Origin of the sequence: Vibrio sp. nBUS_14, from assembly GCF_051201655.1 — a bacterium.
Classification (GTDB): domain Bacteria; phylum Pseudomonadota; class Gammaproteobacteria; order Enterobacterales; family Vibrionaceae; genus Vibrio.
Window position 1 is genome coordinate 100,867 of sequence record NZ_CP179206.1, and the last position, 17,782, is coordinate 118,648.

Consider the following 17,782-nt stretch of genomic DNA (forward strand, 5'->3'; position numbering starts at 1 on the left):
CTAGGTCATCAACGGTCCCAAGTGCTAAAGGGACCGTTGCAAATTACAAATTTTAGGTGATGACATGAGTAGTTTTATTTTTACAGCAAGTTGCCCCAGTCGATTGGGAACCGTTGACTTAGTGACTAGACATTTGTGTGATTTAGGGTGTTACATCTCAGAACTGAATTCATTTGATGATGAATTAAACTCTCGCTTCTTTATACGTGTCGAATTTAATCAACAAGGTGATAAACCATTTGATGAATCGGATTTCCAGCGTAACTTTGGAGATAAAGCGAGAGCTTTTGAAATGGAATGGGAGTTGACCAATAAAACGCACAAGCCATCAGTCGTTATCATGGTGTCTAAATATGATCATTGCTTAAATGATCTTTTATATAGATATCGCACTAATAATCTCAAAGTAGAAATACGAGCGGTTATTTCAAATCATGAAGATTTGCGCGAATTAACTCAATGGCATGGAATTCCTTATTACTATTTCCCTATTTCGTATGATACGAAGTTTGAACAAGAACAATGTGTTCAAACGGTTTTAGAGGATGCTGGCTGCGAACTGTTAATTTTAGCGCGGTATATGCAAGTTTTATCTCGTTCAATGTGTAAATCTTGGACTGGTAAGGCGATTAATATTCACCACTCGCTATTACCCGGATTTAAGGGAGCAAAGCCGTATCATCAAGCGTATAACAAAGGAGTTAAGCTCGTTGGCGCGACCGCCCATTATGTTAGTAGCGACCTTGATGAGGGGCCGATAATTACACAAGGTATGGAAACTGTTAATCATAGTTATTATCCACAAGATCTTGCTCGAAAAGGAAAATATATTGAGGCATTTACACTAGCAAGAGCTATTCAATATCACATCGAAAAACGTGTATTCCTATTTGATGATAAAACGATTGTCTTTGAACGATCATAAATTACCGTCTGCCGACTGGTAGACATTTGCCATAGTACGCCTAAGAAAAACGAAATTATAGAACTAGCTGCTTAGCATGTAAGACATGTCTAAGCTGGCTTTTTGCACCCGCAATTCTGCACAAACGTGAAATAAGGAAGGCTCAGTATGACGAAATTGAATCAACCCAATAAGCCCAGTTTAATAATGGCTATCATGCCAATCGTTATTACTCTGGGGATTTTGGCGCTACAACTATTTGTCTTTAATGACTTTACACCACATATCCCCCTTGTTATCGGTATTAGTGTCACCGCGTTCCTAGCGTGGCTAAGAGGTTACCGATGGGAAGATATTGAAGATGGCATTTTACATACAGTGCGATTAGCTATGCAGTCGATTGCTATTCTGATGTTAGTTGGTATGATTGTAGGGATCTGGATCGCGAGTGGCACAGTGCCTCTTTTGATCCAGTACGGACTTACAATGCTTACCCCTCAGATATTTCTGGCTGCAAGCATGCTGTTGTGCTCCGTTGTATCGCTATCACTTGGAACTTCATGGGGAACCGTAAGTACAGTAGGACTAGCCTTGGTTGGGATAGGTGTTGGGTTTGATATTCCACTATATTGGACTGCTGGCGCAGTCGTTTCGGGCGCCTTTTTTGGCGATAAAATGTCTCCCCTTTCTGATACGACTAACTTAGCTCCAGCGGTCATTGGCGTAGACCTGTTTAAACATATTAAGAATATGTTGCCAACAACAGTGCCGGCGATGGTAATCGCGTTAGGTATCTACCTCTTCGTTGGTTTTAATAGTGCTCCACTTGGTCATACCGCACTGGAGAAGATTGAGCTGATTAGCCAAGGAATTGAATCAAATTTTAATTTGTCAGTATGGTTACTTATTCCACCGGTGCTAGTTCTAGCGTGTTCTCTTTGTAAATTGCCTACGCTTCCTTCATTGTTTATGGGTGTAATTAGCGGCGCCGCGATTGCGAATTTGACACAAGGAGTATCTCTACATGAACTATTCCAATATGCTCAAAGTGGATATCAGATTGAAACTGGAGTAGCTGAAATTGATTCGCTGCTGGCGAGAGGTGGTGTACAGTCGATGACATGGGTAATTACACTAGTAATGATCTCATTGGGCTTCGGGGGAGCGTTAGAGAGAACTAAATGTCTCGAGACAATTGTAGAGGCTATTTTGAAGAAAAGTCGTTCATTTTTGCGCTTACAAACTTCCGCATTAGGTACTTCCATTGCGACTAACTTAGTTGCCGGTGACCCGTATCTATCCATCAGTCTCCCTGGCAGAATGTTCGCTCCAGTATATGAAAAGCAAGGGTACTCTAAGCTTAATTTGTCGAGAGCCGTTGAGGAAGGTGGAACATTGATTTCACCGTTAGTTCCTTGGAATGCTGGTGGCGCTGTGGTGATCAGTGCATTAGGGTTAGGTATCGCGGATGGAAATATTGAAAACTTACTTTATATACCTTTAGCATTTGCGTGTTGGATATCACCAGTCATTAGTATCCTTTATGCCGCGACAGATAAATTTACTCTTCGTGAAGCCGTAGCATAACTCTCTTTGAATAGAGCCACTACTATGCTAATTCTAATCACTTAACGTGTTTTGGGTGAACTGTAGAGCGAGCATTATTCATACAAACGGTCCTTGATTGGGACCGTTTTTTCTTTCCGCAAGAATATTGCGTTTCACCGTGGGCGTATGCCCCCTCGTTAGTCGGTGGCTTTTACGTAAGCGTCTGCGAACCGACTCATTGACTTTCTAATATCAACACAGATACCGCCAACTAAGACGGTATCTGTCACTCTTGCTGGTTTTGTTTTTTGGGTATTCGTAACCGGAATCGAAGAACATAACTGTGACCAAAGCGCATCAAAGCGTTTTGATATGCACGAGATAAAATCTCAAGCGCAGCCAGAGAAAGATTGCCATGGTCAATATCGACTTGATACTCACGATAAAACCCACCCTCTAATCGCTTCCAATCTGCCTCATTGTGCATCGTTTTATCTTCCATAGCGTTTCTCCTGTTTTACTTTTTCCACTGCTTGTATTGCCAGCCGCATTGTTGTACTCGATAGTCAAGATCCAGTCTCAGGTTTAAAGAAAAAGCTAAATAAGGTGATGGATTTTGCCTGTGGTTCAGGTTCATTGTTATTAAACGTACGTAAACGTTTAGGACCTAATGGTATTGGTAAAATATATGGACAAGAAAAAAATATTACAACTTATAACCTTGCTCGTATGAATATGTTGCTGCACGGAGTTAAGGATACTGAGTTCGAAATACATCATGGAGACACGTTAACTAACGACTGGGATATGCTTAGTGAAATGAATCCAGCTAAGAAATTGAAATGTGATGCTGTAGTTGCTAACCCTCCATTTAGTTACCGTTGGGAGCCTACGGAAGCACAAGGCGAAGACTTTCGATTTAAAAGTCACGGTCTTGCACCAAAGTCTGCTGCTGATTTTGCTTTTTTACTTCATGGTTTTCACTTCTTAAGTGACGAAGGTACGATGGCGATTATTTTACCTCACGGAGTATTATTCCGAGGTGGTGCTGAGAATCGTATTCGAACTAAGTTGTTGCTAGATGGTCATATTGATACAGTCATCGGCCTGCCAGCAAATCTGTTTTTTTCTACAGGTATTCCCGTTTGCATTTTGGTACTTAAAAAATGCAAAAAGTACGATGATGTACTTTTCGTTAATGGCAGTGAGCTCTGTGAAAAGGGTAAGCGTCAGAATAAATTACGTGAAAGTGATAGTGATATTGATAAAATTATCGATACTTATCAATATAGAAAAGAAGAAGACCGTTATGCTCGTCGAGTATCAATGGAGGAGATTGAAAAGAATGATTTCAACCTTAATATCTCACGCTACGTTAGCACAGCCGTTGCAGAGGCTAAGGTTGATTTAGCGGTTGAGCATCAGAAACTAGTTGATATCGAAAAGGAAATTAATGCTGCGCTAAAGGAACATAACAGTTTCTTGGAAGAACTAAATCTTCCTAAGTTACCAAATTAATATTTTGGTAAGCCTGCTTCTGATAGTGTAGATGAAGTTAGCCTTGTATCACTTTTCTATTTGTAAATAGAAAGTCACATCTCACCTATAGGTTTATCGTTTTATGACAAGCTAGGGTATAGTGAAGGGTATCCTTATGGCTCCTGCGTTATAACTTCTCTTTAAACAATTGCTTAAGAGGCGGTGGGCGGCATGATGTAAAAAGATGACAGATAAACCAAATTGGTTACTCTGCCTTTATTTTAGTGATCTCGTATAGAAATACAGCGGAAGTTATATAAACTTTCGCTGTATTTTTTTTCTTACCCTACTAGTTTTAGCCCTTTTCTCCCTACCAATGAGACATTCCCTTCAGCAGCAGTGGTTATATGTTCACTCCACCAGCTCATCATCGGACGTCTACGCTCAAGGTAATCTGTACGATTGTAAGCACTTCTCACTTGGTTTTTGTCTACATGAGCTAGAGCTGATTCAATATCATCAGGAACAAACCCTTGTTCATTGAGTGTTGTACTAGCTAGGGATCTCAAACTGTGGCTTACTAGTCGATTCTCAAATCCCATTCTTTTTAGAGCCATATTAGCTGTCTGGCTATGACAAGGTTTCTTAGGGTTTCTATCTGAAGGGAACAGAAAATCTCGATGACCGCTAATTGGTTTAAGTTCTTCTAACAAGGCAATAGTTTGATCAGTTAGCGGTATTTTGTGCTCTTTTCTTTTTTTCATTCGCTCTTCGGGGACAATCCAGAGTTTATTTTCTAAATCAATTTCTTCCCATTTAGCACCTGCGGCTTCTGCTGGTCTACTCATTGTGTGTAGCTGCCACTCAATTAGAAAGCGAGTCACTTTTTTAATAGATGCATTCGCGATTGCATTCATCAGTTCTGGTAGCTCATTGGGCTTCAGAGCTGCCATGTTTTTTTTCTTCGGTTTTTGAAATCCAGAATAGATTTTATCAATAGGGTTAGAGGTGAGCTTACCGACATTAAAGGCATATACCATTATCTCGTTTAAGCGTTGACATAAGCGTTTAACGTAAGCGCCAATAACTCCGCATTATTTCGCGACTTAATTTGAACCCTGATAATGACAGCAGTCATTACTCATACAAGGTTCAATTATGTCTATTTCTTACCAACAGTGGCAGCAGCATATCGATGCATGGCTACAAACTAAGCTCACTCAAGCCCAATATTGCCGCTCTCACCAAATCGACCAAAGTCAGTTTAGTTACTGGAAACGTAAAGTATTGGAGGCGTCCAACACGAACACCGTCTCTTCTCAATTCACTATCGCTCAAGTGGAAATGCAGCACACCTCCTCAAGCCTTTCAGTAACCTTGCCTAGTGGTCTATTAATTGATGGGGTTGACGAAATGAATGCCCATGTCGCACTCAAACTGCTGGAGAAGTTAACCTAATGCAACCAACGTTAAGACCTGCTCAGCATCTGCCTGCTGTTTATCTTTACCGTGACCCTATTGATTTTCGAAAGTCACACAATGGGTTGAGCGCACTCATCGAAATGGAACTTGGACACAGCCCATTCAGCGGCCACCTCTATGCGTTTACCAACAAACAGCGTAACAAAATTAAGTGCTTGTTCTGGGAAGATAATGGTTTTGTGCTGTACTACAAATCTTTAGCGGAAGAAAAGTTCAAATGGCCAAAGCGCTCCGACGAGGTAGTCACTCTTACTGGGCAGCAGCTAAATTGGTTACTGGATGGGTACGATATTACCCTAATGAAAGGTCATAAAAAACTCGAATATGAGTCTTTATTTTAAGGAATTTAATGCCTTATTTTGGTACAATAAAGCCTCTTAAAATAAGGCGTTAAAGGCTATTTTACCCATGAGTTTCTCTTCCGAAAAATTGACTGAAATCGAGCAGCTTCGTGCTCAGTTAGCAGAAAAAGAAGCGAAACTTCAATCACAATCAGCTCGCATCGCAATTTTAGAGGAAGTGGTTCGCCACCTAAAACTCAAACGCTTTGCACCAAGTAGCGAGAAAACCTCCGTAGACCAATTTTTATTGTTCGATGAATCAGAGCTGTGTACTGACCCTGACTTGACTGCTTTTGAAAATAACCAAGATAACAAAAGTGGACAAGACGATAATGATACTAAGCCTCGTGGCCGAAAACCGTTATCTAAAGACTTACCGCGTGAGCAAATCTTCCTATACCTAACAGATGAAGAAAAAACAGGGGCTAAGAGCACTTTCTTTGCAAAAGTGAAAGAAGAACTCGACATCGTGCCGGCTAAAATCCGTGTCCTGGAATATATGCAAGAGAAAGCGGTCTTTGATGATAAAGAAGACACTCAATATATCATGACGGCTCCGTTACCAAAGCATCCGCTTCCTGGCTCTATCGGTAGCATTAGCCTCATCGCTCACGTCATTACCTCAAAATACGTCGATGGATTACCGTTATATCGTATCGAAAAGATGCTGAAACGGTATGGCGGTGGCCTATCTCGAACGACATTAGCTAACTACGTAATTAAGGTCTCAGATGTGTTTCAACCTCTCATCAACCTATTACGTGAGCAGCAAAATGCAGGTCGATACATCATGATGGATGAGTCGCCACTTCAGGTACTTAAAGAGCCTGGTCGTGCTGTGACATCCGATAAATATATGTGGGTTTCATTAGGCAGGCCGCCAGATAAGCAAAGGGTTCTGTTCCACTACGATCCGTCTCGAAAAAAAGAAGTACCACTTGAGCTTCTCGATGGCTTTAAAGGCTACCTGCAAACCGATGGTTATGCGGGCTACAATGCTGCCTGTAAAAAATACAGTCTTATTCATGTTGGCTGTATGGATCACGCACGCCGTAAGTTCATCGAAGCGCAAGATGCACAGCCGAAAGGTAAAAAAGTAAAAGTGAGTAAAGCTGATACCGCGCTCGGTTACATCAATACACTTTACCGAATTGAGCGTAAGCTGACTGAGTTAAAAGAAACTGAAGAATATACGCCAGAGCAAGTCATAAAATACCGCTGCGAGCACAGCATCCCAGTGCTAGATAAACTGAAGGTGTTTTTAGACAAGACCATTAATCGAGTACCATCAGACAGCTTAACGGGTAAAGCGGTCAGTTATATGCTAAATCAATGGTCAAAACTGGTGGCTTACTGTGATAACGGTGAAGTACGCATCAGTAACATCATGGCAGAAAATGCAATCCGCCCATTCGCAGTGGGTCGAAGAGCTTGGCTCTTTGCTGATACGCCATCAGGAGCTCAAGCGAGTGCGACTTGCTATAGTTTGATTGAAACGGCGAAATTAAACGGTCTTGAACCTTACTCCTATCTTCACACCCTTCTCAGTAAGCTACCATACGCAGAGACGTTGGAAGACATAGAAGCGCTTCTACCTTGGAATCTAACCAAAGCCTAACGGCTTTGGTTCTCCTCATCAATACGCCGAGTAACTGGCGCTTACTCAAGAAGTTTTGGATGACAACTTTTGGGTAAACCTTGATGTGATTTTTAACCCTATACATCTACCTATTGTTTCTGAATACAGTAATGATCTTTCCGATGAACATTTGTTTGAAAGTAATATTGTGTATTCAAATATTCAGAAGCTATCGAGTGGAAGAAAAACAGGGCTTTTGAATCGACCAATTGTTGATTCAGAATTTTTTGACATGATAATAGTTGATGAAGCTCATCATGCGCCTGCAGGAACTTGGCAAGAGGTTCTTAGTTATTTCCCTCAAGCTAAAAAACTTCATGTTACTGGCACCCCTTATCGAGGTGATAATCAACCAGTGCCAGGTGACAGAATTCATGAAACCCCTCTATCTGAAGTGATGAGGGATCGTTACGTAAAATGGTTAAGAAAAGAAACAGTCAACGCTCACCAGCTGCGCTTTACCGTAGCAGAAATGCCGGGGGTATCTCTAACAAAAGACGAAGTTTTACAGTTCAAAGATAGGGAATGGCTAGAAAAAAGCGTGGCTCTTTCTGAAGAATGCTCGTTAGATGTAATTGACAATAGTATTGCTCGATTACAGGAACTAAAAGCTGCCAGCCCTAAAGTTCCCCACAAAATTCTTGCTGTAGGTTGTAGCATAAAACATGCTGAAGACTTACTAAGATGGTATAAAGCTAGGGGGCTAGAGAGTGTCATCGTTCATAGCGATATGGATCCCGAAGAGGTAGATTCTTCATTCCAGAAAATTAATAATCATGAGTGCCAGGTAGTTATCTCTGTCAACATGCTTATGGAAGGCTATGATCACCATTACCTTACTATTCTCGCTATGTTTAGACCATATCGTAGCATCAATGCTTTTGCTCAAGTTATCGGAAGAGTGCTTCGAGCTATTCCTGAAAATGAGATAACTGCCTTTGAAATAGACAATAACGCTGTCGTGATTTATCACGAAGAGACGGGTTTGAACTTCATGTGGGATAAATTCCAAAAAGAAGTTGATCGAGCTAAGCAACAACGGGTCAGAGATTATACCGAGCTTAGCAGAGACTATTCTCAAAGGACGAGTAGCCTTGCTGGAATTGTTACTGACGATTCGTTTGTAAGTGATCAAGATTCTTACTTGAGTGATTTAGACTTTAATGTTCTTTTTGAACAGAAGCGTGCGGAAGTGAACGAAAAGGTTTCTAAAACATTAGAAGCTCTAAAGGATGCTGGTGTAGAAGATGACCAAATTGCAGTCATCAAGAGTAAACTTATTGAGACTGAAACCACCAAGATATCAGATGCAGAGATTGATCCTGCTCTTATTGAAAAACGACCTGATATCGCTCGAAAACAAATTAGAAAGTTGTTAACTAAGAAAATTCAAGACGAGGTAGCTAATGTCTTGAGTGATTGTGCTTTAGGCGAAAAATCATTTGAATTGGCCCCTAAGTTTAAGGGTATAATCCCGCACCTGAAATTAGATACTCCAAATGATGGTCTTCTGGTTCGATACGTAAATTTGAAGTTAGCAAAAAAATTCGGTTCAGTTAACGGCCGAGATAACAAGGCTTTGCTACAATCATTAGACCTAGTACCGTTGCTTATGGATGAGCTTAGGAAAATGTTGTCATGTTAAATGAAAAAATACAAATTTTGACAGATAAGCTTATCGCTACCTATCTTGCAAAAGGGGTTCAACCAAGCGATATAGCTGATACTGTTTTCGAAGATAACTATGTAGATATGAGTTTATCTAAGAAAAATAACCTATTAACTATGACCTTTACATTCGAGGAATTGGATGATGAAGGACAACTGGTTGTGAATTCTATGCGGTATACGTACAGTGAAGCAAAGCAACTTAATAGAGTTGAACAAAAGGTAGGGAAGAGCCGCTATAAAGTTCAATGGGATAGATATGACGACTTGATGAGCACCTTATCTGAATTATTAAGTTTAGTTCCATCTACAGCTGCTAGAGAATCGTTAATTGAAACACTCCCTCAAGATTTGAAAGCCTTTACTAACAGTTCTATCGCTGCATAATCCCTTCATAAGGAGAAGCTAACAGCTTCTCCTTTTGTACTCCAAGGTTTCTATCAGGCAATATGTATAGAGCGCATTGCATTGTGTTGCGTTTGAATCGAAGTTGCGTAGCTTCTTTCTAATTTTATTAACTTCGCTGCTTTATTGTTGCAGTGTCAAGCAAAGCATTACAAGTGTCTTATCAAGCTCGCCATCCTCGTAATCTAGCCTAATTGTCAGGCTCCCATTCTTTGTGTTTCCAAGCAATTTCTGCGAGCACAATCTTCACAAAGTGGTTCCAATCAACTATTACTCCTTAAATTTAGGGTTTGTCTAGAAGGTTATGCTACATAGAGCTTTTTGTAGTTGTCTAGGAGCAAGTTGTCTTGTTAGGGGCATGTTATCTAGTACTAATTCTGTATCCAATGGCTATTAACTTTCATTAGACAGGGGAGGATGTTTCCGTGATAGTCAATATTCTGCAAAGCGCACGGTATTGAACGCTATAGTTTATTTAACTTGTTGACTAGAATAGAATAATAGAAAGGAATCTCTTAGGTAGACTAGTTATGATTGAGTATGTGTTCGGTAAAAAAAGCAACCCTCAGGCCGTTGAATGTTTGGTGGAGTGCCTTAACGGGGTTGATCTAAAGGGTACGCTATATGTAGGGTATCCAATATTTGATGTTGATGATGACTCTTTGTTGACAGACGCTTTACTCGTAACTAGGGAGCACGGTGTAGTCGCATTTGACTTAACAACACAAGTTGGCTCCAGTGAGGACGATGTTCTCAACTACCAAGATGATATATATAGAGGTCTGTTCAAGCGATTTTTGACTGAAAAACCGTTGGTAGTCAGACGTAAATTAAGCTTTGAAATTACAATTTTTAGTTTCAGGCAATTACCTGAAACAGATCTTGATGCCGATATCATTACTCCTTCAGACTTTGTAAATCAGTTAACTGACTGTGAAGCTATTAGTGAAGAACAATTTAAACTTATAAATGCTTCCATCCAAAAAACTTCCGTTTTAAAACCCCAGAAAAAACGTAACAAAGCAGTAACTGAAGGTTCATATGGAACCATCATGAAGAAAATCGAAAAGGAAATTGCGAATCTTGATAAATGGCAAAAGAAAGCAGCAATTGAGTCGCCAGAAAAACCTCAGAGAATTAGGGGTTTAGCGGGGTGTGGTAAGACTATTATTTTAGCTATGAAAGCTGCATATTTGCATGCATATAATTCAGAACTAAAAGTCGCAGTAACTTTTCAATCAAGAGCTCTATATCAGCAGTTCGAAAAACTTATCGAAAAATTCTATTTTCAGCACCTAGCTGATGAACCTGACCCTGATTTTCTCAAAATTCGTCATGCGTGGGGAAGTGCAAGAGAGGTTGGGATTTACTCTGAGATTTGTGAGCAACTTGGGATTGAGCCTCTTAGTTTCTATGCGGCTCAAAGTAAATATGGACAAGATAAAGCCTTCGAAGGGGCATGCCAAGAAGCTTTGGAAGTTGCAGAAAAAGTGTCAATTGAGCCTTTATATGATTATATCCTCATTGATGAAGCGCAAGATTTTCCAGCATCATTTTTTAAGCTAGTGTATAAGTTTACAAACAGTAAAAAGCAGGTAGTTTGGGCATACGATGAGTTGCAAAATTTGGGTGAATTTACAATGCAACCTCCAGAAACACTGTTTGGAAGTACTGAACTAGGTGCACCCTTAGTCACTTTGGAGAATGAACAAAACAAACCACTTCAGGATATTATGCTGCCCATTTGTTATCGGAATCCTCCTTGGACTCTCTCATTAGCTCTTGCTCTCGGCCTTGGTGTCTATAGAGAACAAGGCTTAGTAAGAATGTTTAATGATCCTACTTTTTGGAAACACATAGGGTATGAGGTTATTGGTGGTAGGTTAGAGCTAGGGATACCAGTTAATCTACAACGTAGTGCTGAGCGTACTCCTAATTACTTTTCCGAGCTTTTGACTCCTGAAGATTCTATTAAATATGAAAGTTTTAGCTCAAAGCAAAGGGAAGCTGAATGGGTCGCAAATGATATTCAGGATAGTATTGAAAACAAAGAGTTAGAACCAAGTGATATTCTGGTTGTTTTTCCTAAAGCATACACGTTAGGCAGTGATAGCGCTTTCCTTATGAATGAATTAAGCCCGATTTCAGATAATAAGTGCGACATTCATGGAAAGGTGTAGAAGAGGAAGCCAACTGCTGAAAGTGGTACGCTCTTCTCGCCAAAGAAACAAGCAGTACTACCATGAATTATCAGCAGTTGACCGAGGGCAGAAGATACCAGATTTCTGCTCTTTTGGAACGGGGGATTTCGGTTTCTGAAATAGCTAAAACTGTTCAGTGCCATCGCTCTACGGTATATCGTGAGCTTAAACGCGGCAGTAGAGGCAGTCATTATTGCCCAAGCGAAGCTCAGGTATTCTCAATCAAAAAACGCACATCAGCTCGTAAATACAGAATACCTCAGGAGCGTGTTGATTTTATCCGTCTCCTTTTGGAATCGGATTGGAGTCCAGAGCAGATTTCCAGTGTATTAACGAGAGTCGGTGCCGCTGTCAGCCATGAGTGGATCTACCGATTTGTTGCGCAGGATAAACGCTTGGGAGGCAAGTTATATCGCCACTTGAGGCAAGGTCACAAGCGGTATCGTCGCGGTAGAAAAGAGAAAGCGCCAGCGATCAAGAATGCTGTTTCTATCGATGATAGGCCAAGCATCGTTGACAGTAAGGAGCGATTGGGTGATTGGGAAATCGACACCGTATTAGGCAAACATGGCACTGGTGCTATGGTGACAATTTTAGAGCGTAAAACACGATTTTACGTGGTCAAGAAAGTGCCATCGAAGTCAGCAGATGATGTCACCAAAGCCACCATCGAGCTACTCATGCCTTATAAGGAACATGTCCATACCATCACGGCAGATAACGGGAGAGAGTTTGCAGGCCACGAAACCATCGCAAAGGCGTTGGAGGCTGATGTGTACTTTGCCCACCCTTATAGTTCTTGGGAGCGTGGAGCCAATGAGAATGCTAACGGGCTTTTAAGGCAATATGTGAAGAAAGGAACCGACTTAACAACGGTAACAGACAGCGATATTGAATTCGCTGTATCACGGATAAATTATCGACCGAAAAAGTGTTTAGACTTCAAGCAACCAGCGATTGTCTTTAAAGAAATGGTATTGGCTGCTTGATATTGGAGAGTGTCGCACTTCGGGGTTGAATTCGGGAGAAAGCGCAATATTAATTGTCATGTTGTCGGTAAGAATACTAGCCGAGATATTGTGTTTGTTGATGATTCTATTGCAATTACGCATATTTATAGAGCTAAAGGAAATGAAGCTCCTCTAGTGTATGCAATGGAAGCTAACTACAGTAATTCTGGTCTTGAACTCGGTAAAAAAAGAAACTCACTCTTTACTGCTATTACCAGAGCTAAAGCATGGGTCCGTATTACAGGCGTTGGAGATGAAATGGTGGAACTATCGAATGAGATAAGTAAAGTCTTTGAACGTCAATTCCAGTTGGAATTTAAGTACCCAACGGAGGGGGAGCTTGCACAGCTTAGTACTGCTTATAAAGATAAAACTGATGGTGAGAAGCAGGATATATATGAAGGGTTTGGCCACATTAAGAGGCTGAAGGCCATGTTTGAAAGTGGTGAACTCTCGAAAGAAGATATTCCGGAAGATTTTAGGTCTCTATTTGAGTAATTTATTATGGAAATAAGAGACGTTCATTTAGTTGAATCAATTAACAACTTAATTTTTCAATGGCAACTTAAAGGATTAGTACATGATTCTCGCAATCATACTGTTTTTAGGAAATCCGGAGGGCTTAAAGAAATTAGTTGGGGTAATGACGGCTATATCCTAAAGGATGAAGAATTTTCGTCAATTTCAGAATATTGTAGCTTGGTTGAAAATAGGCAGTATTCGATGCTTCTTAGTGATGGCTCTCTATTTCAAATATCATATACACTAGATCGCTCTACAATCGTTAAGCACCGATTATGTTGGTATCCTTGCCCAGTCCTTGTGGACTCTTCGGACTTGGATGGAAACGATATAACAGATATTATTTTAGAGAAAATGACTAAAGGTGACATAGAATCTTTCCGATCTAGAAGCCCTTTAAGGTTTGATTATGCACCGAATCAAGCAACAGAGGAACACCCTACGGTTCATATGCATTTAAGTGAGGAAACGTGTCGAATTCCTGTGAAGTCACCATTATGCTTGAGAGAGTTTGTCACTTTTATTGTAATGAATTTTTATGATGTTCTTGTCCAAGATGCTTCTTTATATCGAGATTTAAGGACGTGGGGGAGTATTGACACCCTGACTCAGGGACAAAAAAGTCGATTACATATAAATACTTTTCAGATGCTGTAGTTGGTAGCAGATGGGGGCTCTTGAAAGTAACTATTCGAGTTGCTTGCGTTGTCCACACAGTAAGAGCTCTACAGCAACAACTGATACAGCGTCGAGAGCGTCCTCTGATTGTCAGAGTCTTTTAAGTTCATGCTAACGAAGATGGGGTTGACTAGTACGCTTATATGGAATTGGAATGAGTATCACAGCAGCTACCAATAGGCTCGATGTCTACTTAAGTGTCAATATTGACTGTGATTTATCTGTAGAAGCATAAAACAACATTCTAGAAGAGCTGAAACATTTAGAGTATGTTTCTTCTGTAATATGGCGAGGGAATCGATGAGATAACCCTATATATCGATTAATGAATTTGTCGAGTGTACGTGTCTAACACCCCTTATCATGGCTAAGTACGGTTATCTTAGCGTAATACTAAGTTATCAATTTCATCTCTGACTGCTTGTAAATCAGATAAGCGTCCTGAAGCGATGATACTAGTTGGGCTTCGCCGCTTGAAGAAGTGTTGTTGTTTGTATGACTCATAAAGCCATATACATTGTCTTCATCGCTAAATATTGCCCTTAAAATAGCATGGATACTTAAAAGGTTGCTGATTCTAACTTCAAGGCTATCCTCTTCAGTTGGTAGAATAACTTGTATCTGTTCATGGGTAGCTCCCCATTTTAACAACAACCTTTCGGTGGATTTCAGCCCAGATACTAGCTTTTGATTCATCAATCCTTAACCCTATATATCGTTATACTAACTTTTAACGAATCTCCGACAGATTTTTTCACCTGGCCAAGCCTTAATGTGCAAAGCATTGGTGGATATATGTTTTGGTTTAATATTTGTGAGGGTATATCTCCTATATATGGTTTAATTTTCAACAGAACTGCGACATAGAATCGACAGAATGTCGATCTTATGTCTACCAGAACAGGGTTAATGAAGCGACATAGAATTAACAAAATGTCGATTCTATGTCTATTGGACACCTCGACAGTTGTTGTAAATTTTATATTCGTAGCTAAAACCATTTTATCCCACTGTGAGTGACCGAGTAATGGTTCGGGGGTATAGGATAATCCTATCTCACGTCAGGACACCGAAACCTAGGAGCTGTCAGAGAGCAATAGTTTGATCGGAAATGTACCTGTTCAAGCTACTCATAACGATACGATAGCAATCTTGCAAGGATAAATGCTGATATTGAAGCACTGGAAAGAGAGATAGCGGTGATGGCCTTTTTATCCAATCGTGGTCATCAAAGTCATGGTGATAAGAACTACTTAATTTTTGAGTACGATTAGTATAAAAGATTTGGAGCTTTAGCTCCCCTGCTCGACATGCGGAAGGGAGTAGTCAGTCACTCTTGATATCTAGCACGATTTTGGCCAAGGGCGAGGTAAGCTTAGTATGGGGTAATAAGTTAAAAGATGATAATAAGTCCTTCAGACGAATCTGCACATAGCTTTATTTTAAGGCATCATATTGTTTATGGTGTCTCGGATGTATCTAATATCGTAAGTAAAAGCGGATATTGGGTGAGGCAACCTGGCGTACTAGATTCTACAGTCCACCTGTACCAACAACATGAAGAACATCATCTTTTAGTGCTGGTTATGAACTCTAACATTGTTAAAGAAACTAGGGCTATTTTCAGTAATCCTCAATATTTTTTATCGAGGTTGAATGAGACGTTTTATAAGGGGAGGGGGGCTTCTCAACAGTCTGGTTACTACACCATTAAGTTTTGTCCAGATTGTATACGTGCACAGATTAGGGAGTTTGGCTTCGGCTATTTTAAGGCCTGTTGGTTATGTAGTGATTTTTGTGTTCAACATCATCAGACACTACGAAATGTAGACTACCCACTTTCTAACCCTTATGACTATCTTCAAAAAATCTTATCAGGTCACTTTCCTGCCAGAATACATTCTTACGAAATTCGTAGATATCATGTAGAAAATACATTGCTCAAATTCGCTGCAAAGGCTTCCCCATGCCTAGCGGAAATTTTCCAAAAATGGATAAGGAAGCGCCTTTACTTGATTGATGAGAAAGTTGCTGGGGAGTGTGGGCTTGATGATAGAACCCGTGTTCTGGTGTGGTTACTACATGATGATGGTCGTTTTCGTAACGCAACACATGTTCATTTGAGCCTGATTCTAAAAGCGATACAAAAGATCTATTCAAATCATTATTTAGACTTTATCAATACACATAGTAAAACCATTACTATTCCTTGTGGTATTAAGTCTCGAGAAACAGTGTTTATTCCGTTCATGGTCCATAATGAAAATGATTGTCAAAAATGCCTCGAGATCAATTGCTTCGCATCACGTTCTATCTCTGTGGTTTGCTCGATTGTTCAACAGGACTTAAGAGAAGAAATGAACTTATGTGACAAGATAATTTACAGAGAGAACATAGGTCAGAATACAAACTTTTTCTTTTCAAATAGGAATAAATAAACCGAACGGAGATTGATTTGTGCAACAAGGTTGCGTTACGAGCTTCCCGTTTTGTCACTTATTTCGGCTATATTTTGCTTCATAAGTAATGAAATGTAAGAGGCCGATGAGTGTGAGTGAGTTTCCTTTTTTGCAACCTCAAAAACTTCTTAACGCCCCTTTTATGGTTGTAGACCCACGGGATCTATCTGATGAGTGGCAAGAAGCCTTTGAGCATTTTTTGATTGGTGTTGCAGCCCCTCACCCTATCTGCGTTTATCAGCATGATTATGATAGATTCTGTTTACTCGTGAAGAAGGGAGATATACTAATTTAGGTGGCTTGTGTAAAAAGAGCATAGGTATCTACACAGATTGGTCGCATTGTGAGCGGTTGATTTAATTCAGGGAACTGATCTAAGGATCGATGATCAAGAGAGTTAACTATTTTTTCAGTTGTACTGATTATGACTCTTTTTGGACAACACCATTTACCGTGCCTCTTAGAATCAAGACTCTCTAAACGTTATCAAACCATTGTTATGAGCTTAGTGACCGATAAAAAAGGCAATGAGTTGGCACGGTGGTATTTATTATCAAATGTTTTCGATGTTGATGCGACAGAGATAGCGATGTAGAATTGCCACCGCTGGAATATTGAGTCTTGGTTCAAACTGTTGAAAACGAATGGTCATCAGCTTGAGAAATGGCAACAGACAACGGGTGAATTGATACTTAAACGGTTAATTGTAGCCAGTGTTGCAACCACGCTCGTTTTCAAGCTTTACTCAGATAAGTCAGAATAAGCGAATGAATTTAAATGTTTTTTAGTGAAATTAAGCGGGCGTTTAACGAAGCGTTCAAAGCCAGTGATATATTCAGCCTTGCTTGCTGGCCTCTGGGTGTTCTTACAAATGTGCGAGGTATTGAACACTTACACGACAGAGGACATCAATAGGATGAAAGAGTTGGCCAGTACGTTTTTTGCTCAACTTGTGTAGATGTCTATGGTGGAGAAGTTGCAAAGTTTATTGATTCGGCTCTTTCCGAAACTGATGACAATGCTATTTGTAAGGAATTATTTTTAACATGGTTAATATATGATTGGATTATATAAGATATTTTGCTTTCTTTTCCTTGTTTTTTTAGGGGGAACAGCTTATTTTATTGAACCTTATTTTGAAATAAAAGACTTAGTCACAATAATATTAATTCCTCTTTTAGGTTGGGCATTACCATTATTTATATTGAGAATGCTGCACCCTAAGCATGAGCTATTTATATCGATTATTTTATTTACGGTGATGCATTTATTTATTTCTAAACAAATAAATGAAAATTGGTTTTTACAAGTGTTTTTTGTTATATACATGCTATTTATAATATATACTTTGTATGTTTTAAAAAAGAAATCAATTATGTAAATATATTTGATATTGCTGAATTTTAAAAACCAACTACATTAGTAGTTGGTTTTTTCTACGTTAGG

Annotated in this window: 16 protein-coding genes and 2 pseudogenes; 15 read left to right on the forward strand and 3 right to left on the reverse strand. The window is 39.8% G+C overall.

Features of this window, described 5'->3' with window-relative positions:
• Window positions 1-64 precede the first annotated feature (64 nt).
• Window positions 65-925 carry a formyltetrahydrofolate deformylase gene (gene purU / locus ACMAZD_RS00465; RefSeq protein WP_435248148.1) on the forward strand — a complete coding sequence of 287 codons (861 nt, stop codon included), beginning with the start codon at window positions 65-67 and terminating at the stop codon, window positions 923-925.
• Between the two features lie 186 nt (window positions 926-1,111).
• Window positions 1,112-2,491: a Na+/H+ antiporter NhaC gene (gene nhaC, locus ACMAZD_RS00470; RefSeq protein ID WP_435248149.1), complete on the forward strand. Its 1,380-nt coding sequence runs from the start codon at window positions 1,112-1,114 to the stop codon at window positions 2,489-2,491.
• Between the two features lie 247 nt (window positions 2,492-2,738).
• On the opposite strand, the gene ACMAZD_RS00475 is transcribed toward nhaC, so the two are convergent.
• Window positions 2,739-2,954: a hypothetical protein gene (locus ACMAZD_RS00475; RefSeq protein WP_435248150.1), complete on the reverse strand. Its 216-nt coding sequence runs from the start codon at window positions 2,952-2,954 to the stop codon at window positions 2,739-2,741.
• 107 nt (window positions 2,955-3,061) lie between these two features.
• On the opposite strand from ACMAZD_RS00475, the gene ACMAZD_RS00480 reads away from it, so the two are divergent.
• Window positions 3,062-3,970, forward strand: a complete 909-nt coding sequence (locus ACMAZD_RS00480) for a type I restriction-modification system subunit M (protein WP_435248151.1) — start codon at window positions 3,062-3,064, stop codon at window positions 3,968-3,970.
• Window positions 3,971-4,272: 302 nt separating this feature from the next.
• On the opposite strand, the pseudogene ACMAZD_RS00485 reads toward ACMAZD_RS00480, so the two are convergent.
• Window positions 4,273-5,004: pseudogene (locus ACMAZD_RS00485) on the reverse strand (tyrosine-type recombinase/integrase); the annotation flags it as partial.
• Between the two features lie 85 nt (window positions 5,005-5,089).
• Between ACMAZD_RS00485 and tnpA the strand changes: the two are divergent.
• From tnpA to ACMAZD_RS00530, 9 genes are all read left to right on the forward strand, one after another.
• Window positions 5,090-5,389: an IS66 family insertion sequence element accessory protein TnpA gene (gene tnpA, locus ACMAZD_RS00490; RefSeq protein ID WP_435248138.1), complete on the forward strand. Its 300-nt coding sequence runs from the start codon at window positions 5,090-5,092 to the stop codon at window positions 5,387-5,389.
• Window positions 5,389-5,754, forward strand: a complete 366-nt coding sequence (gene tnpB, locus ACMAZD_RS00495; RefSeq protein WP_102559463.1) for an IS66 family insertion sequence element accessory protein TnpB — start codon at window positions 5,389-5,391, stop codon at window positions 5,752-5,754. Before tnpA ends, tnpB begins: the two co-directional genes overlap by 1 nt.
• A gap of 67 nt (window positions 5,755-5,821) precedes the next feature.
• Window positions 5,822-7,372 (forward strand): IS66 family transposase, encoded by a 1,551-nt coding sequence (gene tnpC / locus ACMAZD_RS00500; protein ID WP_435248152.1) that lies wholly within the window; start codon window positions 5,822-5,824, stop codon window positions 7,370-7,372.
• Between the two features lie 55 nt (window positions 7,373-7,427).
• A complete protein-coding gene (locus tag ACMAZD_RS00505) occupies window positions 7,428-9,038 on the forward strand; it encodes a DEAD/DEAH box helicase (RefSeq protein ID WP_435248153.1) in 1,611 nt (536 codons plus the stop codon).
• The gene (locus ACMAZD_RS00510; protein ID WP_435248154.1) at window positions 9,032-9,448 is read left to right on the forward strand and encodes a hypothetical protein; all 417 of its coding nucleotides are present in this window, start codon (window positions 9,032-9,034) and stop codon (window positions 9,446-9,448) included. The genes ACMAZD_RS00505 and ACMAZD_RS00510 overlap by 7 nt, the downstream gene beginning before the upstream one ends.
• Window positions 9,449-9,996: 548 nt before the next feature.
• Window positions 9,997-11,646 (forward strand): DEAD/DEAH box helicase, encoded by a 1,650-nt coding sequence (locus ACMAZD_RS00515; protein ID WP_435248155.1) that lies wholly within the window; start codon window positions 9,997-9,999, stop codon window positions 11,644-11,646.
• A 62-nt stretch (window positions 11,647-11,708) separates the two neighbouring features.
• The gene (locus ACMAZD_RS00520; protein WP_435248156.1) at window positions 11,709-12,656 is read left to right on the forward strand and encodes an IS30 family transposase; all 948 of its coding nucleotides are present in this window, start codon (window positions 11,709-11,711) and stop codon (window positions 12,654-12,656) included.
• A gap of 90 nt (window positions 12,657-12,746) precedes the next feature.
• Window positions 12,747-13,175 carry an ATP-binding domain-containing protein gene (locus ACMAZD_RS00525; protein ID WP_435248157.1) on the forward strand — a complete coding sequence of 143 codons (429 nt, stop codon included), beginning with the start codon at window positions 12,747-12,749 and terminating at the stop codon, window positions 13,173-13,175.
• A 6-nt stretch (window positions 13,176-13,181) separates the two neighbouring features.
• Window positions 13,182-13,856 carry a DUF2290 domain-containing protein gene (locus ACMAZD_RS00530; RefSeq protein WP_435248158.1) on the forward strand — a complete coding sequence of 225 codons (675 nt, stop codon included), beginning with the start codon at window positions 13,182-13,184 and terminating at the stop codon, window positions 13,854-13,856.
• Window positions 13,857-14,270: 414 nt separating this feature from the next.
• On the opposite strand, the gene ACMAZD_RS00535 is transcribed toward ACMAZD_RS00530, so the two are convergent.
• The gene (locus ACMAZD_RS00535) at window positions 14,271-14,573 is read right to left on the reverse strand and encodes a hypothetical protein (protein WP_435248159.1); all 303 of its coding nucleotides are present in this window, start codon (window positions 14,571-14,573) and stop codon (window positions 14,271-14,273) included.
• Between the two features lie 704 nt (window positions 14,574-15,277).
• Here ACMAZD_RS00535 and ACMAZD_RS00540 point away from each other — a divergent pair.
• From ACMAZD_RS00540 to ACMAZD_RS00550, 3 genes and pseudogenes are all read left to right on the forward strand, one after another.
• A complete protein-coding gene (locus ACMAZD_RS00540; protein ID WP_435248160.1) occupies window positions 15,278-16,315 on the forward strand; it encodes a hypothetical protein in 1,038 nt (345 codons plus the stop codon).
• 517 nt (window positions 16,316-16,832) lie between these two features.
• Window positions 16,833-17,294, forward strand: a pseudogene (locus ACMAZD_RS00545) (IS4-like element ISPpr4 family transposase); the annotation flags it as partial.
• Between the two features lie 99 nt (window positions 17,295-17,393).
• Entirely contained in the window at window positions 17,394-17,717 is a 324-nt protein-coding gene (locus tag ACMAZD_RS00550; RefSeq protein WP_435248161.1) for a hypothetical protein, read from the forward strand.
• Window positions 17,718-17,782: the final 65 nt, after the last annotated feature.